2 protein-coding genes are annotated in these 20,880 nt (G+C 74.5%); both read left to right on the forward strand.

The genetic code is table 11. The features are described from left to right. The first annotated feature begins 6 nt into the window (after positions 1-6). Positions 7-20,574: a non-ribosomal peptide synthase/polyketide synthase gene (locus ACFWGJ_RS04860; RefSeq protein ID WP_387321051.1), complete on the forward strand. Its 20,568-nt coding sequence runs from the start codon at positions 7-9 to the stop codon at positions 20,572-20,574. Positions 20,575-20,630: 56 nt separating this feature from the next. After that, the gene (locus ACFWGJ_RS04865) at positions 20,631-20,834 is read left to right on the forward strand and encodes an MbtH family protein (protein ID WP_387321053.1); all 204 of its coding nucleotides are present in this window, start codon (positions 20,631-20,633) and stop codon (positions 20,832-20,834) included. The last annotated feature ends 46 nt before the right edge of the window (positions 20,835-20,880 follow it).

Below are 20,880 nucleotides of genomic sequence, written 5' to 3' on the forward strand. Positions count from 1 at the left end.
CAGACCATGACGTCTTCGAAGCGAGACCGCACCACCGCACTGCCCCAGGACCTCCAGGAGGCGATGCGCCGCCGCCTCGCCGGCCGGGCCGCCACCGCCCGCCAGGGCATCCCGCACGCCGACCGCACCCGGCCGCTGCCCCTGTCCTTCGCCCAGCAGCGGCTGTGGTTCCTGGACCGGCTGCGCCCCGGCGACGCCCGCTACAACAGCGCCGTCGCCCTGCGGCTGACCGGCCCGCTGGACCGCACCGCGCTCTCCCGCGCCCTGGACACCGTCGTCGAGCGGCACGAGGCGCTGCGCACCACGTTCGAGGAGAGCGACGGGCGGCCCGCGCAGACGGTACGGCCGGCGGCCCCGGTGCCGCTCCCGGTTGCCGACACGCCGTCGTACGCGCTGGAGGCGGCGCTGCTCACGGAGTACGAGCGGCCCTTCGACCTCGGCGCCGGTCCGCTGCTGCGGGCCCTGCTCCTGCGCGAGTCGGACACCGCGCACATCCTGCTGCTGACGGCTCATCACATCGTCACCGACGGCTGGTCGATGGGGGTCGTGCTGGAGGAACTGTGCACCGCGTACGACGCCTTCGCGCAGGGAGCGGCGCCTGAGCTGGCGCCGGTGGCTACGCAGTACCCGGACTTCGCGGCCTGGCAGCGCGAACAGCTCTCCGGTCCGCGTATGGAGCGCCAACTCGACTACTGGACATCGCAGTTGTCCGGGGCCGTCGCCTCCCGGCTGCCGCTGGACCACCCCCGTGACGGTGAGGAGTCCGGTGCGGGCGCCGTACGCACCTTCGCCGTGCCCGCGGAGACCACCGCACGGCTGCGGGAGCTGGCGGCCGAGCAGCACACCACGCTGTTCACCTCCCTGGTCGCCGCCTGCCAGGCCTTGCTGGCCCGCTGGTCGGGGCAGGACGACATCACCCTCGGCTCCCTCACTCCGGGCAGGTCCCGCACCGACCTGGAACGCACCGTCGGCTTCTTCGCCAACACCGTCGTCCTGCGCACCCCCGTGGACACGGGCGGCTCCTTCCGCGACCTGCTCGGGGCCGCCGCGGCCACCGTCAACGACGCCTTCGCGCACGGCGACACGCCGTTCGAGCGGCTGGTGGAGGCGGTGGGGGCGACCCGTGAGGCGGGCCGCAACCCCCTGTTCGACGTGATGGTCCTGCTCCACCCGGCCCCGCCCGCCACCCCCGCCCTGCGCGACCTGACCGCCTCCCCGGTCGCGGTGCCGCGGCAGGCGGCCACGTTCGACCTCAGCGTCGAGTTCGTCCCTGACGGGGACGGGCTGACCGGCCTGCTGGAGTACCGCACCGACCTCTTCGACACGGCCACCGCGGAACGGCTGACCGACCAGCTGTCACGCACCCTGGAGGGCGCCGCGACCGCACCGGACCGGCCGCTGGGCTCGCTGCCCCTGCTCGGTCCGGACGAGGCCCGGCGGATCACGGAGGAGTGGAACGGCGCCGCGCTGGCCGTCCCCGCCGTCACCTGCCCGGAGCTCTTCGCCCGGCAGGCGGAGCGCATCCCGCACGCCACCGCGCTGGTCGCCGGGGAGGACCGCCTCGACTACGCGACGCTCAACACCCGTGCCGACCGGCTCGCCCGCCACCTCGTCGCCCGGGGCGCCGGCCCCGAACGCCTGGTCGCGCTCCGGCTGCCGCGCACCGCCGACATGATCGTGGCGATCCTCGCCGTCTGGAAGTCGGGCGCTGGCTATCTGCCTGTGGACCTCGCCCTGCCGCAGGAGCGGGTCCAGTTCCTGCTCGACGACGCGCGGTCTGCGCTGGTGCTGGACGAGGCGGCGTTGGGTGCGGTGCGGGAGGTTGGGCCTTGGCCCGGGATCGCGGGTACGCCCCTACCGGACGCCAGCCCGGGCATGCCTCCGGATCCGGACGCCGGCCCGGGCGGGCGCTCGGGTCCGGCCATCGGTCCGGGCGGCTTCTCGGGTCCGGCCGTCGGTCCGGACGGCCTCTCGGGTCCGGATTCCGGTCCCGTGCCCGCACCCCCCGACCCGGACTCCACCGCCTACGTCATCTACACCTCCGGCTCCACCGGGCGGCCCAAGGGGGTCGCCGTGACGCACCGGTCGCTCGCGCATCTGCTGGCCGCGCACCGCGAGGGCTTCGTCGCCGACGCGGGAGGCGGGCCGTTGCGGGTGGCGCTGACCGCGTCGTTCTCCTTCGACACCTCGCTGGAGGGGGTGCTGCTGATGGCCGACGGCCACCCGCTGCACCTGGTCGACGAGACGACCCGGCTCGACGCCGCCGCACTGGTCGAGTACGTCGTCGAGCACCGCGTCGACTTCCTCGACCTCACCCCCTCCTACCTGCGCCAACTGCTCCCCGCCGGACTGCTCACCGACCCGCGCCACCACCCGCGCGTCCTGATGCTCGGCGGCGAGCCGATCGGCCCCGCCTTGTGGCGCGAGCTGGCCGGCCACCGGGGCGTGGCCGCGTACAACTTCTACGGGCCCACCGAGTGCACGGTCGACGCCCTGGCCTGCCGTATCGAGGGCGAGGGGAGCCCCCTGGTGGGCAGGCCCCTGCCCAACGTCCGCGCGTACGTCCTCGACGACCGTCTCCAGCCGGTGCCGCCCGGCGTCGGCGGCGAGCTGTACCTGGCGGGCGAGCAGGTCGCCCGCGGATACGCGGGCCGGCCCGGCCTGACCGCCGTCCGCTTCCTCGCCGACCCGTTCGGCCCGCCCGGGACCCGGATGTACCGCACGGGCGACCTGGCCCGCTGGACCGCCGACGGACGTCTGGACTACCTGGGGCGCGCCGACGACCAGGTGAAGGTACGCGGCCACCGCATCGAGCCGGGCGAGATCGAGGCGGCCCTGCTCGACCTGCCGGACCTCACCGGCGCCGCGGTCGTCGCGCTCCCCGACCCGCACGGCCAGCTGAGGCTCGCCGCCTACGCCGTACCTGCCGCGGGCGCCGAACCGCCCACCGCCACCAAGCTGCGGGCCGCCTGCCGGCGCGTCCTGCCCGACCACATGGTCCCCTCGTCGTTCACCGTGCTCGACACGCTGCCGCTGACCACCAGTGGCAAACTGAACCGCCGCGCCCTGCCCGCCCCCGACCTCGAAGCGGCCCCCCGTGAGCGGGAGTTCGTCGCACCGCGCACCCCGGACGAGGAGACGCTGGCCGGCGTCTGGGCGGAGGTACTGGGCGTCACCCGCGTGGGCGTCACCGACAACTTCTTCGAACTCGGCGGCGACTCCATCCTCAGCATCCAGGCCGTCTCCCGCGCCCGCGCGGCCGGCCTGCACCTGACCTCGCGGGACGTCTTCCGCCACCAGACCGTCGCCGACCTGGCCGCCGCCGCGTCCCGGCGCACCGCCGAGACACCGGCGCCCCGACGGCCGCGCGAGGCCGGGCCCGCCCCGCTGACCCCGGTCCAGGAGTGGTACGCGGCCACGCACGGCGACCGGGACGGCCGTCTGCGGCCCTTCAGCATGTCGATGCTGCTCGACCTGCCGTACGACGTAGACGAACCCGCCCTGGAACGCGCCCTGGAAGCGCTGGTCACCCACCACCCGGCGCTGCGCACCCGCTTCGCCCGCGACGGGAAGCCCGGTGACGGGACCGGCGGCGGGACCGACGGGACCGGCCGGATGGGCGGGACCGGCGACACCTGGCGGCAGCACCCCGGCGAAGGACCGGCCACCGGCCTGCTGACCCGTCACGACCTCACCGCCGCCGCGGATCCCGCGGACCGCGCCGGCCTCGCAGAGGCCCGCCTCATCGCCGCCGACACCGCCCGAGCCGCCCTCGACCCGGCGACCGGCGCCCTGTTCCGGGCCGCCCTGCTCCTGCCCCCGCCCGGCGGTCGCCCTCAACTGTTCCTCACCGCGCACCACTTGGCCGTGGACAGCGTGTCCTGGCGGATCCTGCTCGGCGACCTGCGGCAGGCCTACCGGCAGGCGGCTGCGGGGGAGGCGGTCCAACTGGAGCCCGTGGCCACGCCGTTCGCCGACTGGGCCGCGCACCTCACCGCACTGGTGCGGGCCGGCGACCTGGACGACGACCTGCCGTACTGGACCACGGAGGCCGCCCGGCCCCGTACCCCGCTGCCGGTGGACCGCCAGGGCACCCCGCTCGCCGGAACCGTACGCACCTTCCGCACCCGGGTGGACCGCACCACCACCGAGGCCTTGCTGCGCCGGGTGCCCGCCGCCTACCGCACGCGGGTCAACGACGTCCTGCTCGGCGCGTTGAGCAGAGTCCTCGCCGACTGGACGGGCACCGAGCAGGTGACCGTCGCCCTGGAGGGACACGGGCGCGAGGACCTGAACGCGGGAGACGTGGACCTGTCCCGCACGGTCGGGTGGTTCACCTCCCAGTACCCCATCACCCTCACCCCGGCCGGACCGCCGGCCGCCCCCGACTGGGGTGGCACGCTGAAGGCCGTCAAGGAGCGGCTGCGGGCCGTGCCCCGCCGCGGACTGAGCTACGAGGCGCTGGCACGCCTGGGCTCGCCCGACCCGGCCGCCGACGCCCTGCGCGAACTGACCCTGCCCCAGGTGTGCTTCAACTACCACGGGCAGTGGGACACCGCCGCAGGAGCGGACTTCGCACCGGCCGGCGAGGTGCCCGGCCGGGACATGGCCGCCGACGAACCACTCGACCACCTGCTCGACATCTCCGCCGTGGTCGCCGACGGCGAGCTGGAGATCACCTGGCACTACAGCGACCAGGCCCACACCCCGGACACCGTAAGGGAGTTGGCGCAGGGCATGGTGGCGGCGCTGGCCGCGATCGCCGAGCACTGCGGCCGTCCCGGCGCCGGCGGTCGCACCCCCTCCGACTTCCCCCTCGCCCGCCTGGACCAGGCCGCCGCGGACCGCCTCGTCGGCGACGGGCGCGCCGTGGAGGACCTGCTCCCGCTCACTCCGCTCCAGGAGGGCATGCTCTTCCACCGTCTGGTCGGCGGCGGCGCGGACGACGTGTACGTGGACCAGGCCGCCCTGCTCCTCGACGGCGTGGCCGACCCGCACACGTTCGGCCTGGCCTGGCAGCGGGTCACCGACCGCACACCCGCGCTGCGCACATCGGTCGTGTGGCAGGACGTGCCCGTACCCCTCCAGGTCGTGCACCGGGACGTACGGGTGCCCCTCACCCAGCTCGACTGGCGGGACCTGGACCCCGAGGAGCGCGCCGAGCGCTTCGACCGGCTCCGCGCCGACGACCTCGCACGCGGCATCGACCTCGCGTCGGCGCCGCTGATGCGGCTCACCCTGGTCCGGCTGCCCGACGCGCGCCTGCACCTGCTGTGGACCTCCCACCACCTCATCCTCGACGGCTGGAGCCTGGCCCAGGTGCTCACGGAGGTGTGCGAGGAGTACGCGGCGCTCACCGTCGGCGGCGAGCCGCGCCCACCCGTGCGCCGGTCCTTCGCCGACTACGTGCGCTGGCTGGCCGACCAGGATACCGAAGCCGCGCGTGCGCACTGGAGGGCAACCCTCGGCGGCTTCGCCACTCCCACACCGCTGCCCGTCGACCGGCCCCTGACCGGCACGCACGAGAGCAGGTCGGCGGACGTCCACACGGCCGAGCTGTCCGACACGGTGTCCGCGACGCTCGCCCGCACCGCGCGTGACGCCGGGCTGACCGTGAACACCGTGGTGCAGGGAGCCTGGGCGCTGCTGCTGGCCCGCCACAGCGCCGAGGCGGACGTGGTGTTCGGCACGACCGTCTCCGGCCGCCCCGACGAACTGCCCGGCGTGGAGTCGATGGTGGGCATGTTCATCAACACCGTGCCCACCCGTGTCCACGTCGACGGCCACCGCCCGGCCGCCGACTGGCTGCGCGAACTCCAGGACGTACAGGCCGAGTCGCGACGGTTCGCCGCCGCTTCGCTGGCCGAGCTGACCGCCCTGAGCGATGTGCCGTCCGGTACCCCGCTCTTCCACAGCATGGTCGCCTTCGAGAACTATCCCTTCGACGCGGCCCGCACCTCCGGCTCCGGGGTGCGCCTGGTGGACGTGGCCTCCCGGGACGCCACCAACTACCCGCTGGTCCTCCGCGCCTACCAGGGCGAACGCCTCGGCTTCGACCTGGCCTACGACCCGGACCTCTTCGACGCCGACACCGTCCGGGCGCTCGCGGACCGCCTTCGCCTGCTCCTCGCGGAGTTCGCCGAGCATCCCGGCCGGCCGCTGCGCGCCCTGGCCTGGACGACCGCCGAGGAACGGCGGCGCATGCTCGTCGACTTCAACGGCACCGCGCACGGCCGGCCGGCGGACACCCTGGTGGACCTGTTCGAGGCCCAGGCCGCCCGCACTCCGGAGGCCATCGCGGTCACCTGCGGCACCGACCGCCTCGACTACGCCACGCTCGACGCGACCGCCGGGCGCCTCGCCCACCGCCTGGCCGAGGCGGGCGCCGGACCCGAGCGGTTCGTGGCCCTCGCCCTGCCCCGCTCCACCGACCTCGTCGTGGCGGTACTCGCCGTCCTCAAGACGGGCGCCGCCTATCTGCCCGTCGACCCGAAGCTGCCCGCCGAACGCGTCGCCCAACTGCTGGCGGACGCCGCCCCGGTGACCCTGGTGACGACCACCCCGATGGCGACCATGGAGGCCGCCGGACGTGTGCGGGACACCGGCGTCCCGCTGCTCGTACTGGACACTCCCGACGTACGGGCCGACCTCGCCCGCCGCCCCGCCACCGGACCCGCACCGGCCCGCCGCCCCCTGCCGGAGAGCCCCGCGTACGCCATTTACACCTCCGGCTCCACCGGCCGCCCCAAGGGCGTGGTCGTGCCGCACGCCAACGTCGTGCGCCTGTTCGGCCGGACGCGCCAGTGGTTCGGCTTCGACGAGGACGACGTGTGGACCCTGTTCCACTCCTACGCGTTCGACTTCTCCGTCTGGGAACTGTGGGGCGCCCTGCTGCACGGCGGCCGGCTCGTCGTCGTGCCCGACGACACCGCCCGCTCCCCGGAGGACTTCCTGCGGCTGCTAGCCGACGAGCAGGTCACCGTCCTCAACCAGACCCCGTCCGCCTTCTACCCCCTGGCCCGCGCCGACGCCGAACACCCCGAGCTCAGTGGCCGACTCGCCCTGCGCACCGTGGTCTTCGGCGGCGAGGCCCTGGACGTCGACCGCCTCGCCGAGTGGTACGCACATCACCCCGACACCGCGCCCCGCCTGGTCAACATGTACGGCATCACCGAGACCACCGTGCACGTCACCCACGAGCCGCTGGACCGCACCACGGCCCGCACGGGCGCCGCGAGCCCCATCGGCACCGGCATACCCGACCTGCGGATCTACGTCCTCGACGACGACCTGGCCCCCGTACCGCCCGGAGCCGTGGGCGAGATGTACGTGGCGGGGGAGGGCCTGGCCCGCGGCTACCTGAGAAGGCCGGGGCTGACCGCCGCGCGCTTCCTCGCCGACCCGTTCGCGGCGTCCGATCCGTACGCGGCGCCGGGGCGGCGGATGTACCGCACCGGCGACCGGGCCCGCCGACGGGCCGACGGCACGCTGGAGTACCTGGGCCGCGCCGACCAGCAGGTGAAGATCCGCGGCTACCGCATCGAACCCGGCGAGATCGAGGCCGCCCTGCACACCCACGCGGGCGTCGGCGCCGCGGCCGTGAGCGTCTACGAGGACGGCTCGGGGACACGCCGGCTGGTGGCCCACGTCGTCGGCCGGCGCGGCGCCGAACCGCCGGACGTCACCGAGTCGTCGGCCGACACCGAACCGCCGGCCACCACCGGATCGCCCGCGGCCGCAGAACCGCCACCCGCCGCCGAACTCCGCGCCCACCTGGAGCAGTTGCTGCCCGCTCACATGGTGCCCGCCGCCTATGTGCCGATGGCGGCCCTGCCACTGACCGTCAACGGCAAACTCGACCGGCGCGCGCTGCCCGCTCCCGGGCCGGACGGCTTCGCCACGGACGCCGAGCGCGTCGTGCCGCGCACGGCCGCCGAGCGTGCGGTCGCCGCCGCCTGGGCGGACGTCCTCGACACCGACGAGGTGGGAGCCGACGACGACTTCTTCGCTCTCGGCGGCGACTCGATCCTCGCCGTCCGGGTCGTCTCCCGGCTGCGCGCCGCCTTCGGCACGGAGGTCTCGCCCCGGTTGCTGTTCACCCACTCCACGCTGTCCGCCCTGGCCGCCGAACTCGGCGACCCGGCGCCGCACGGCACCGCACCGGCCGACGTCATCCCGGCCGTCGACCTCGACACCCCGGCTCCGCTGTCGTACGCGCAGCAGCGGCTGTGGTTCCTCGACCGCTTCGAGCCGGGCAGCACCGAGTACACGACCCTGTCCGTGCTGCGGCTGCGCGGTCCGCTCGACGCCGACGCCCTGCGTGCCGCCCTCGACGGACTGGTCGCCCGGCACGAGGCGTTGCGCACCACGTTCGCCGATGCCGGACAGGATGGCCGGGCCCGCCAGACAGTGCGTCAGCCCCATGCGGTGGACCTGCCGCTGGACGACCTCACCGGCGCACGCGACCGCCTGGACGCCCTCATCGAACGCGAGGCGTCCGTCCCCTTCGACCTGGGCGCCGGACCTCTGCTGCGGGCCCGTCTCGCGCGGCTGGCCGAGGACGAGCACGTCCTGGTGCTGGCCGTCCACCACATCGTCACCGACGGCTGGTCGGCCGGTGTGCTGGGCCGGGACCTGGGCGAGTTGTACACGGCCGCCCGCGAGAGCCGCGCGCCCCGGCTGCCCCACCTGCCCGTGCGGTACGCGGACTTCGCGGCCTGGCAACGCGGGCGCACCGACGAGGTCGACGCACAACTCGCGTACTGGCGGCACGCGTTGAACGGGATCACCCCGCTGGAGCCTCCCACCGACCGGCCGCGTCCCGCCGTACGCAACCGGGAGGGCGCCCTGGTGACCTTCACCCTCCCCGCCGCGCTCATCGAGCGGCTGCGGGAGACGGGCCGGGAGGCCGACGCCACCCTCTACATGACACTGCTGACGGCCTGCACCGTCCTGCTCGCACGCTGGACCGACCAGGACGACATCACCGTCGGCACGGTCACCGCGGGGCGCGAACAACCCGAACTCCACGACGTGGTTGGCATGTTCGTCAACACCCTGGTGCTGCGCAACCGGGTGGAGCCGGGACTGTCCTTCCGCGCGCTGCTGGAACGGGTCCGCACCAACGTCCTGGACGCGTTCGCCCACCAGGACGTGCCCTTCGAGAAACTGGTGGACGTCCTCCAGCCCGAGCGGGACACCAGCCGCACCCCGCTGTTCCAGGTGATGGTGGCGCTGCACAATCTGGGCGCCGGGAACCTCGACCTGCCCGGCCTGGACGTCGAACCGCTCACGCCCCCGATTCGCTACGCCGCCTACGACCTCGCCTTCGACTTCGTCGAGAACGCCGCGCATGACGGTGGCGAGGCGCGCGACGGTGACGACGCGTATCCGGGTGGCGTGACCGGCTATCTGGAGTACGACACCGGGCTGTTCGACGCCGACACCGCCGAACGGCTCGCCGTACGGCTGCGGTTGCTGCTGGAGGCGGCGGTGGAGGCACCCCACCGGGACGTCCGCGCGCTGTCGCTGCTGACGGCCGCGGAGCAGCGGCAGGTCATGGACGACTGGCAGGGCGGCCGACTGCCCGTGCCGGACGGCGATCTCCCCGCCCTGTTCGAGGCGCAGGTGGCCCGTACCCCGTACGCCACCGCCCTGGTGGCCCGGGACGGCACGTTCACCTTCGAGGCCCTGAACGAGCGGGCGAACCGGCTGGCCCATCACCTGATCACGCTGGGGGTCGGCCCGGAGCGCGTGGTCGCCGTGCGGCTGCCGCGCACCTCGGAGCTGCTGGCCACGGTGTTCGCCGTGCTCAAGGCGGGCGGCACCCTGCTCTGCGTGGACCCGGACCTGCCCGAGGAGCGTGTCGTGTTCCTCGTCGAGGACGCCGCGCCGCACACGGTCGTCACGGCCGACACCCTGCGCGGGACGCCCTGGGACGAACTGCCCTCCCACGACCCCGCCGACGCCGACCGGCTCGCGCCACTGCACCCGGACAACGCCGCGTACATCATCTACACCTCCGGCTCCACCGGCCGGCCCAAGGGCGTCACGGTGGAACACCGCCACCTGGTCAACCTCTGCCACGACCACCGGGAAGGACTCGTCACCCCGCACACCGCCGACGGACACCGGCTCAAGGCCGCGCTCAGCGCCTCCTTCTCCTTCGACACCTCCTGGGAGGGGCCGCTGCTGCTCGCCCTCGGCCAGGAGGTCCACCTCGTCGACGAGGACGTACGCCTCGACCCGGAGGCGTTCTGCGCCCAGGTCCACGAGCGGGAACTGGACCTGGTCAACGTCACCCCGACCTTCCTCCGTGAACTCACCGCCGCCGGACTCCTCGCCCCAGGCAGCCACCACCCGCGTCTGCTGCTGGTGGGCGGCGAGGCGGTCGGACCCGACACCTGGGCCGAACTGTGCGCCGCCCAGGACGACTTCGGCGTCACCGCGTACAACATGTACGGCCCCACGGAGACGACCGTGGACGCCGTCTACGGCCGCTGTGCCGACCACCCCGAACGCCCGGTCATCGGCCGGCCGGGGCGCAACCTGCGCGCCTACGTCCTCGACGGCGCCCTGCGCCCGGTGCCGCCGGGCGTACCGGGCGAGCTGTATCTCGCCGGGGCGCAGGTCGCGCGCGGCTACCTGAACCGGCCGGGCCTGACCGCCACCCGCTTCCTCGCCGATCCGTTCGGAGCGGCCGGCACGGTTTCGGCGCCGGGGGAGCGCATGTACCGCACAGGCGACCGGGCCCGGTGGACCGGGTCCGGGGCGCTGGAGTTCCTGGGGCGGGCCGACGAGCAGGTCAAGATCCGCGGGTTCCGCATCGAACCCGGCGAGGTGGAGGCCGCGCTGCTCGCGCTGCCGGACGTCACCGACGCCGCCGTGACCGCCCGCGAACACGCCGGGCGCACCATGCTCGTGGCGTACGTCGTGCCCGCCGGGGAGCACGCCCCCTCCGCCGACGAGCTGCGGGTGCGACTGCGGCGGACCCTGCCGGACCACATGGTGCCCACCGCGTTCGTGCCGCTGACCCGCATCCCGCGCACCAGCGGCGGCAAGACCGACCGCCGCGCGCTGCCCGCACCTCCGGCCCGCCCCGACAGCGGCACACCGTACGTGGCACCGCGCCCCGGCACCGAGGAACGGCTGGCCGCCCTCTGGGCCGAGGTGCTCGGCGTGGAGCGGGTCGGCGCCCGGGACAACTTCTTCGCGCTCGGCGGCGACTCCATCCTCAGCATCCAGATCGTCTCCCGCGCCCGCCGGACGGGCCTCGCCCTGACCACCAAGGACGTCTTCCGCCACCAGACCGTCGCCGAACTCGCCCTGTGCGTGGCCGAGTCGGCGCCCCGGCCGGCGTCCGGTACGGACGACACCGTGCCCGCCGAGGCCCCGCTGACACCGATCCAGCGCTGGTACCTCGACCACCGGCGTCCCGGTGACGCGTTGCGTTTCACCATGACCCAGCGTCTGGAACTGGCCCTCGGTACCGACCTGTCGGCGCTGGAGCAGGCGGTCGACGCGCTCGTGAGCCGTCATCCGGCTCTGCGGACCCGCTTCCGGCACACCGAGGACGGCTGGCGCCAGCAGGTGCTGCCGCACGCGCCGCACACCGTGTTCACGTGCTACAACACGTCCCACCTGGACGACCCGGAGCTGGAGGCACAGGTACAGCGCGCGGCCGACGCCGCACAGGCGGCGCTCGATCCCACCGAGGGCCGGGTCGTACGCGTCCTGCTCTTCGACCGGGGCCCGGAGCGCCCTGCTCACCTGCTGTTCACCGTGCACCACCTGGCCGTCGACGGCGTGTCCTGGCGCATCCTGCTCGGCGACCTGGAGGCCGCTCACCGCGCCGCCGGAGCCGGCCGCCCCGTCGAACTCGCCCCGGCGGGCACCTCGTACGGCCGCTGGGCGCAGCGACTGGAGGAGTACACGCGATCCGGTGCCCTGGACGCCGACCTGGCGCACTGGACCCGTACCGCCGCCGCCCCCGCCGACCTGCCCGCCGGGCGGCCGGGGCCCAATACCCACGGCACCGCCGCCACGCTCACCGTGACGCTGGCGCAGGAGGAGACCGAGGCGCTGCTGCGCCGGGTGCCCGAGGTCTACCGCACCCAGGTCAACGACGTACTGCTCAGCGCGCTCGGCCGCACGCTGGCCCGCTGGTGCGGCCGTGACACGGTCCTCGTCGGAGTGGAGGGACACGGCCGGGAGGACCTGTTCGACGACGTGGACCTGTCCCGGACCGTCGGCTGGTTCACCGCCGAGTTCCCCCTCGCCCTGACCGTCGCGCCCGACGCGGAATGGCGTGCCACCCTGCGCTCGGTCAAGGAGCAGTTGCGCGCGGTGCCGCTGCACGGTCTCAGCCACGGCGCCCTGCGCCACCTCCTGCCGGACAGCCCGCTCGCGGACGTCCCCCACCCGCGGGTCGGGTTCAACTACCACGGGCGCTGGGACGCGGGCAGCGGCACCGAGGACGGTCTGTACGGGGCGGCGGCGCTCCCACCGGCCGGCCGCGACGCCGACCCGGACGAGACCCGCCCCTACCTCCTGGACATCACAGGAGCGGTCCAGGGGGGACGGCTCGAACTCGGCTGGACCTACCCGGCGGCCGTCTACGACGAGTCCACCGTGCGGCACCTGGCCGAGCAGATGCGCGAGGCGCTCCGCGACATCGTGACCCACTGCGCGCAGTCGGACGTGGGCGGCCGTACCCCCTCCGACTTCCCCCTCGCCGATCTCTCCCAGCAGCAGCTCGACCGGCTGGTGGGCGACGGACGGCACGTGACCGACGTCCTGCCGCTGACGCCCCTGCAGTCCGGCATGCTCTTCCACGGGCTCGTCGACACCGCCGGGGCCTACTTCGACCGTACGGCCGTACGGCTGACGGGAGTCGCTGACCCGAAGGCGTTCGCGGCGGCCTGGCAGCAGGTCACCGACCGCACCCCGGTCCTGCGCACCGACGTCCACTGGCAGGGCCTGCCGCACCCCGTCCAGGTCGTCCACGACCGCGTGGAACTGCCTGTCACCCACCTGGACTGGCGGACCCTGACCCGCGAGGAGCGCGCCGCGGCGACGGAACGGCTGCTCGCCGAGGACCGCGCGGCGGGCATGGACCTGACGGCGGCGCCGCTCACCCGGATCACCCTGGCCGCGCTGCCCGGCGACGAGGTGCTGCTGCTGTGGTCCTCCCACCACCTGATCCTCGACGGCTGGAGCACCGGGCAGCTGCTCACCGAGGTGTGCGAACGGTACGCCGCGCTCACCGGCGGCCAGGACGGCGCACCGCCCGTACGGCGGCCGTTCGCGGACTTCGTGCGCTGGCTGCGGCAACAGGACGAGGGCGCGGCCGAACGCCACTGGGCCGACACCCTCGCCGGTGTCACCGAGCGAACCCCGCTCCCGTACGACCGCACTCCCGCCGAGGCGCACCGGGCGCGGTCCGCTGTGTCCGTCCACCACGAGCTGGACGGGGACGTGTCACGGCGGCTGCGGGAGACGGCGGCCCGCGCCGGACTGACCGTCAACACCGTGGTCCAGGGCGCCTGGGCGCTGCTGCTGGCCCGCTACAGCGGTCGCGACGACGTCGTGTTCGGTACGACCGTCTCCGGCCGGCCCGCCGAACTGCCCGGCGTCGACACGATGATCGGCATGTTCATCAACACCGTGCCCACCCGGGTACGGGTCCGGGGCGACGCCGTCCTGGACTGGCTGCGGGGCCTTCAGGAGGCGCAGAGCGAGGACCGGCGCTTCGACTTCCTCTCCCTCGCCCGTATCCAGGCGCTCACCGAAGTCCCGGCCGGGCAGGCCCTGTTCGACAGCATGGTCGTCTTCGAGAACTATCCGGTCGACGAGTCTGCCGCCGCCCGGACGGGTGTGGGCGTGGCCGAGGTACGCGCCGACGACGCGACGACCTTCCCGCTGTGCCTGCGCGCCCACGTGAGCGACCGGCTCGGCTTCGACCTGGCCTACGACCCGGCCTTCTTCGACCGCGGGACGGTGGAACGGGCGACGGGCCGCCTGGCCGCGCTGCTCACCCGGTTCGCCGACGGCATCGACGGCATCGACGGCGGCGTCGGCGCACTCGACCCGCTCACCGCGGGCGACCGGCGCCTGCTGGCGGAGTGGAACACCACCGCCCGCCGGGTGGAGCCGCGCAGCCCGGTGGACCTGTTCGCCGAGCAGGCCCGCCGTACGCCGGAAGCGCTCGCCCTGGACGACGGCGACCGGAGGCTGACCTACCGCGAACTCGCCGGCTGGTCCGACCGGGTGGCCTCCCGGCTGCTCGCGGACGGCCTCGCCCCCGAGGACGGGGTGGCCCTGCTCATGGACCGCTGCGCCGAACTCGTCGTCGCCCAGCTCGCGGTCCTCAAGGCGGGCGGCGCGTACGTGCCCGTCGACGGCCGCGCCCCACAGGAGCGGCGCCGGACCATGCTCGCGCAGGCGAACGTCCGGGCCCGGCTCACCGCCGAGGACGTCGCCGCGGCCCGCCCCACACCCGTGACGGGCCCCGCTCCCGTGCCCACTCCGGTGCGCGCGGATCCCGACCGGCTCGCCTACGTCATGTTCACCTCCGGATCCACCGGCCTGCCCAAGGCCGTGGCGGTACGCCACCGCGACGTGGCGTCGCTGGCCACGGACAGCCGCTTCACCGACGGCGTGTGCGACCGCGTCCTGCTGCACTCACCGGTCGCCTTCGACGCCGCCACCTTCGAGGTATGGGCACCCCTGCTGACCGGCGGCTGCGTGGTCGTGACCCCCGGAGAGACGGTGGACGCGGCGCTGCTGCGCCGCCTGATCGCCACGGGCCCGCCCGCCGCGGGCGACGGCACCGGGCTCACCGCCGTGTGGCTGACCGCCGGGCTCTTCCGGTTGCTGGCGCAGGACTCGCCCGGCTGCTTCGCGGGGCTGCGCCAGGTGTGGACCGGCGGTGACGTGGTCCCCGCGGCGGCCGTACGCCGTGTGCTGGCCGCCTGCCCCGGGCTGACCGTGGTGGACGGCTACGGGCCGACCGAGACCACCACCTTCGCCACCTCCCACGCCCTCGACGAAGCGGCGGCCGTCCCGGACACCGTTCCCGTCGGCAGGCCGCTCGACGACAAGCGGGTCCACGTCCTGGACGCGCGCATGCGTCCCGTCCCGCCGGGCTGCGCGGGCGAGCTGTACATCGCCGGCGAGGGCGTGGCCCGCGGCTACCTCGGCCGCCCGGGCGAGAGCGCGCGCCGCTTCCTCGCCGACCCCCTCGGACCGCCCGGCGCGCGGATGTACCGCACCGGCGACCTGGCCCGGCGCCGCCCGGACGGCACGGTCGAGTTCCTGGGCCGCGCCGACGACCAGGTGAAGATCCGCGGCTTCCGGGTGGAACCCGGCGAGGTGGCCGCCGCGCTGGCGCCCCACCCCGGCGTCGCGGACGTGGCGGTGGTGGCCCGCGAGGACCGCCCCGGCGCCCGCCGCCTGGTCGCCTACGTCGTGGGCCCGGCCGGACACGACCCGGGCGAGCTTCGCGCGTATGCCCGCCGCACCCTGCCCGACTACCTCGTGCCCTCCGCGTTCGTCGCGCTGACGGCCCTCCCGCTGAGCGGCAACGGCAAGGTGGACCACGCCGCCCTCCCGGCTCCGGAAGGAGACACCGGCCCGGGACGGGGCACGCGGACCGCACCGCGCACGGAGGCCGAACGCCGTACCGCCGAGGTCTTCGCCGACGTGCTGGGCGGCCGGCCGCCTGGCATGGAGGACGACTTCTTCGCGCTGGGCGGCGACTCCATCCTCAGCATCCGTCTGGCCTCCCGCCTCGCCGAGGAGTTCGGCACCACCCTCTCGCCGCGGGCCGTGTTCACCCACCCGACGCCCGCCGCACTCGCCGGACTGCTCACCGGGGACCGGACCGCGGACGAGAAGCGTCCCGTCATCGCACCGGTGGACCGGGGCGCGACGGCACCGATGTCGTACGCGCAGCAACGCCTTTGGTTCCTGGAGGAGTTCGCACCCGGCGGCACCGAGTACGTGACCGCCCTGGCGCTGCGCCTGCGCGGCCGGCTCGACGCGCGGGCCCTCGCGGCGGCCCTGCGGAAGCTGGTGGCACGGCACGAGTCGCTGCGCACCACCTTCGACACGGTGGACGGCAGGGGCGTACAGATCGTGCAGCCGCCGCAGGAGGTACCGCTGCCGCTCCACGACCTGTCCGGGCTGCCGGAGGGCGAGCGCACGGCCCGGCTGGAGAAGCGGCTCGCGGCGGACCGCGCCCTGCCCTTCGACCTGCGCGAGGGCCCCCTGCTGCGGACCGGCCTGATCCGGCTGGCCGACGACGAACACGTGCTGACGCTCACGCTGCACCACATCGTCACCGACGGGTGGTCGACCGCCGTCCTCACCGGCGACCTCGCCCACCTCTACCGGGCCGAACTGGACCCGGCCACCGAGCCGTTGCCGCCGCTGCCCGTGCAGTACGCCGACTATGCCCACTGGCAGCGCACCACGAGCGGCCATGAGGAGCAACTGGGTTACTGGAAGGAACAGTTGGCGGACATCGAGCCGCTGGACCTGCCCGTAGACCGGCCCCGCCCGCCGATGCGCACCCGGTCCGGCGCGAGCACCCGGCTGTCCCTGCCGCCCGGCGTGGCACGCCGTCTCGGACAGGTGGGCCGGGACCGTGGAACGACCCTCTTCACCACGCTGGTCGCCGCCGCCCAGACGTTCCTCGCCCGGCTGTGCGGCAGCCAGGACGTCACGGTCGGGACGGTCACCTCGGGCCGGGACCAGGCCGAGATCCAGCACCTGATCGGCTTCTTCGTCAACACCCTGGTGCTGCGCTCGCACGTCGACGCCGAGCGGCCCTTCGCCGAGTTCCTGGACGACGTCCGGCGGACCGTGCTGGACGCCTTCGCCCACCAGGAGGTGCCGTTCGAGCAGGTGGTCGACGAGGTGCGTCCGGTGCGCGACACCAGCCGGACCCCGCTGTTCCAGGTGATGGTCGTCCTGCAGAACACCCCGGCCGCCGGCCTCGACGTACCGGACCTGGAGGTGTCCGCCGTCGAGACGGAGCTCCGGCACGCCGCGTTCGATCTCACCCTGGAGTTCGCCGAGGCGGACTCCGGCGCGCTGGACGGTCTGCTCACCTACAACACCGACCTGTTCGACGCGGCCACGGCCGAGCACCTCGCCGCTCAGCTCGCCACGCTGCTGACCGCCGTGGCGGACGACCCGCACCGCTCGCTCGGCGCATTGCCGCTCGCCTCCGACGAGGAGCTGAAGGCCCTGCCGGCACAGGGGCGCGGTACGGCCCGGCCGGTACCGGTGGCGACACTGCCGGACCTGTTCGCGCGGCAGGTGGCCGCCACCCCCGACGCCGTGGCGCTGGAGGACACCGGACGGCAGCTGTCGTACGCCGCACTGGACCGCGCCGCCGACCGGCTCGCGCACCGGCTGATCGCCCGCGGGGTCGGCCCCGAGGACGTCGTGGCCCTCGCTCTGCCCCGCACCGCCGAGACGGTGGTGGCGCAGCTCGCCGTCGCCAGGGCGGGCGCCGCCTTCCTGCCCGTCGACCCGAACTACCCCGCACAGCGTAGGGAGTTCATGGTCCGTGACGCGGGCGCCCGGATCGTCCTCGACGACCCGGCCGAGCTGGCGGAGACCGCGGACCTGTGGGGGGCGGGCGGCCCGGACACGGCTCCCGCCGACGCGGTCCGGGTCACCGCCCTCACCCCGGACCATCCCGCGTACGTCATCTACACCTCCGGGTCCACCGGCAGCCCGAAGGGCGTCACGGTGACGCACCGGGGCCTGGCGGGCTTCGCGTCGGCGGCGGCCGAGCGGTACGCGGCGGGCCCCGGCGACCGGGTGCTGCAGTTCGCCTCACCCAGTTTCGACGCCTCCGTCCTCGAACTGTGCGTCTCCCTCCTCAGCGGCGCCACCCTCGTCACAGGGGAGGAAGGGCCGTTGATCGGCGAACGGCTGGCCGAGGTGCTGGCCGAGCGCCGCATCAGCCACACCCTGATCCCGCCGGCCGCGCTGGCCACCGTGGACCCGGCGACCGCCGGGCGGCTGCCGCAGCTGCGCACCCTGATCGTCGGCGCCGAGGCCTGCCCGGCCGACCTCGTGGAACGGTGGGCGCCCGGCCGCCGGATGATCAACTCGTACGGGCCCACCGAGGCCACCGTCGTCGCCACCTGGACCGGTCCGCTGAGCCCGGCGGCCGGCGCACCGCCGATCGGCCGCCCGGCCGGCGCCACCCGCGTGTACGTCCTCGACGCCGCCCTGCGCCCCGTCCCGGCCTGCGTGACCGGGGAACTGTACGTGGCGGGGCCGGGGCTGGCCCGCGGCTACCTCCACCGGCCGGGTCTGACCGCCGGGCGGTTCGTCGCCGACCCGTTCGGCGGGGCGGGGGAGCGCATGTACCGCACCGGCGACCTGGTACGGCGGGGCGCCGACGGCGAACTGCGCTTCGTCGGCCGCGCCGACGACCAGATCAAGCTGCGCGGCTTCCGTATCGAACCGGCAGAGACGGAGAGCGCCCTGCGCCGCAGCCCGCATGTGCGCGACGCGGTGGTCGTGGTCCGCACCGACGGCCCCGACGGCCCCGACGGCCCACCGGCCGGTCAGTCGGCCGACGGTCACGGGCGGTTGGTGGCGTACGTCGTTCCCGCCGACGCCGACGCCGACGGCAATGGCAATGGCAATGGCAATGGCCATGGATATGGCGGTGGTCTGCCGGTCGCCGCGCTGCGCGAAGACCTCGCCGCGCTGCTGCCCCCGCACATGGTGCCGTCCGTGTTCGTGCCACTGGAGCGGCTGCCGCTGACCCCCAACGGCAAGACGGACCGACGGGCCCTGCCCGCACCCGGCCCCGCGCACACCGCCGTCGCGGCCGGCCCGCGCACCGCGCCCCGTACCGCCACCGAACGCCGTATCGCGCACGTCTGGACCGATGTCCTCGGCGTGGAGGACATCGGCGTGGACGACAACTTCTTCGTCCTCGGCGGAGACTCGATCCTGAGCATGCAGGTGGTCTCCCGGCTGCGGCGCGAAGGCCTGCACCTGGCCACCCGGGACCTGTTCACCCACCAGACCGTCGCCGAACTGGCCACCGTCGTCGGCACCGCTCCCCAGCACGCCGACGACGGCCCGGCGACCGGCGCGGTGCCCCTCACCCCGATCCAGGAGTGGTTCCTGAGCACACCGCGCGCCGACCACAGCCACTTCAACCAGTCGGCGCTGCTCGAACTCGACGCCGCGCCCGACCCCGCCGCCCTGGGCATCGCCCTGGACGCACTGAGGGAACACCACGACGCGCTGCGCATGCGCTTCACCGGGGACGCCGACGGCTGGCACCAGTTCAACCCGCCGCCCGCAGAGCCGGGCGGGAGCGAGGAACAGCTCGTCCGGTACGACCTGTCGGGCCTGCCGCCGCAGGAGGCGGACGCGGCCATGAAGAAGGCCGCCGACGAACTGCACACCGGCTTCGACCTGAGCCGGGGTCCGCTGCTGCGGGCGGCCCTGTTCACGGGCGTACACGTGGACGGTACAGCGGAGCCCAGCGGCGAGAGCGCGGACAGGGCGGCTGCGGACGACGTCCCGGCGGACCGGCCAGCAGGAACGGCCTTCCTCCTCCTGGTCGCCCATCACCTCGTCGTGGACGCCGTGTCCTGGCGGATCCTCACCGACGACCTGGAGGCCGCCCACCGGCAGGCCGTGCGCGGTGAACCCGTCCGGCTGGGGGAGCGCACCACCTCGTTCCGCGACTGGGCCCACCGACTCGCCGGGCACGTCGCCGCCGGCGGCCTCGACCACGAACTGCCCTACTGGGAGGACGCCGTGACCGTCGGTCAGCTCCCCGCCGTCACCGCACCCGACCCGGCCGCACAGGACGACCCGGCCGCACAGGAGGCCGGGTCGTTCACCGTCGAACTGGGCGAGGACGACACGGAATCACTGCTGCGCGCCGCCCCGGCCGCCTACCGCACCCGCGTCAACGACGTCCTGCTGGCCGCGCTCGCCCTGGCGCTCGCACGCTGGACCGGGAACGAACGCGTCCGCCTCGACCTCGAAGGGCACGGCCGCGAGGACCTGCTCGACGACGTGGACCTCTCCCGCACGGTCGGCTGGTTCACCACCGTCCACCCGGTCGTCCTCCAGGTCTCCGAACCGGACCGCCCCGGGCCCGCCCGCAACTGGCGTTCCCTGGTGAAGTCGGTACGCCGCCAACTGCGGTCCGTACCCGGCAACGGGCTCGGCTTCGGCGCCCTGCGCACCTTCGGGCCGCCCGAGGTACGCGAACGGCTGGGCGCGGCCGCACACGGGCAGGTGGTCTTCAACTACCTCGGCCAGTGGGACGTCCGCCCCGCAGCCCCGGACGGCGGCCTCGTACGGACCGAGCACGGCTCCTTCGGCCAGGACCACGACCCCCGCGACAGCGGATCGCATCCGCTGGAGGTGGTCGGCGCCGTGCGGGACGGCCGCTTCGCCTTCACCTGGCACCACCACCCCGGAACGTACGACCCGCGGACCGTGCGCCGCGTCGCCGGGGACTTCGCCGAGGCACTGAGCCACATCGCCCGGCACGCCAGAGACAGCCTCTGACCCCACACCGACCGGACGAACCGACAACGCCCCCACCCACGACAGGAGAGAACGACATGGACGAGAACACCCGCTACCAGGTGCTGCGCAACGACGAGGACCAGTACTCCCTCTGGCCGGTCGACGTCGAGGTGCCCGCGGGCTGGCAGCCCGTCGGGAAGGAGGGCACCGAGGAGGAGTGCTCCGCGTACGTCGACGAGGTGTGGACCGACATGCGCCCGCGCAGCCTGCGCGAGCGGATGGAGAACACGGAGGCCTGACCCGTCAGTGGCCGCGGAGGGGCGGGAACAGGGAACCTTGTCCCCG

Source organism: Streptomyces sp. NPDC060205 (assembly GCF_042728395.1).
Taxonomy (GTDB): Bacteria; Actinomycetota; Actinomycetes; order Streptomycetales; family Streptomycetaceae; genus Streptomyces.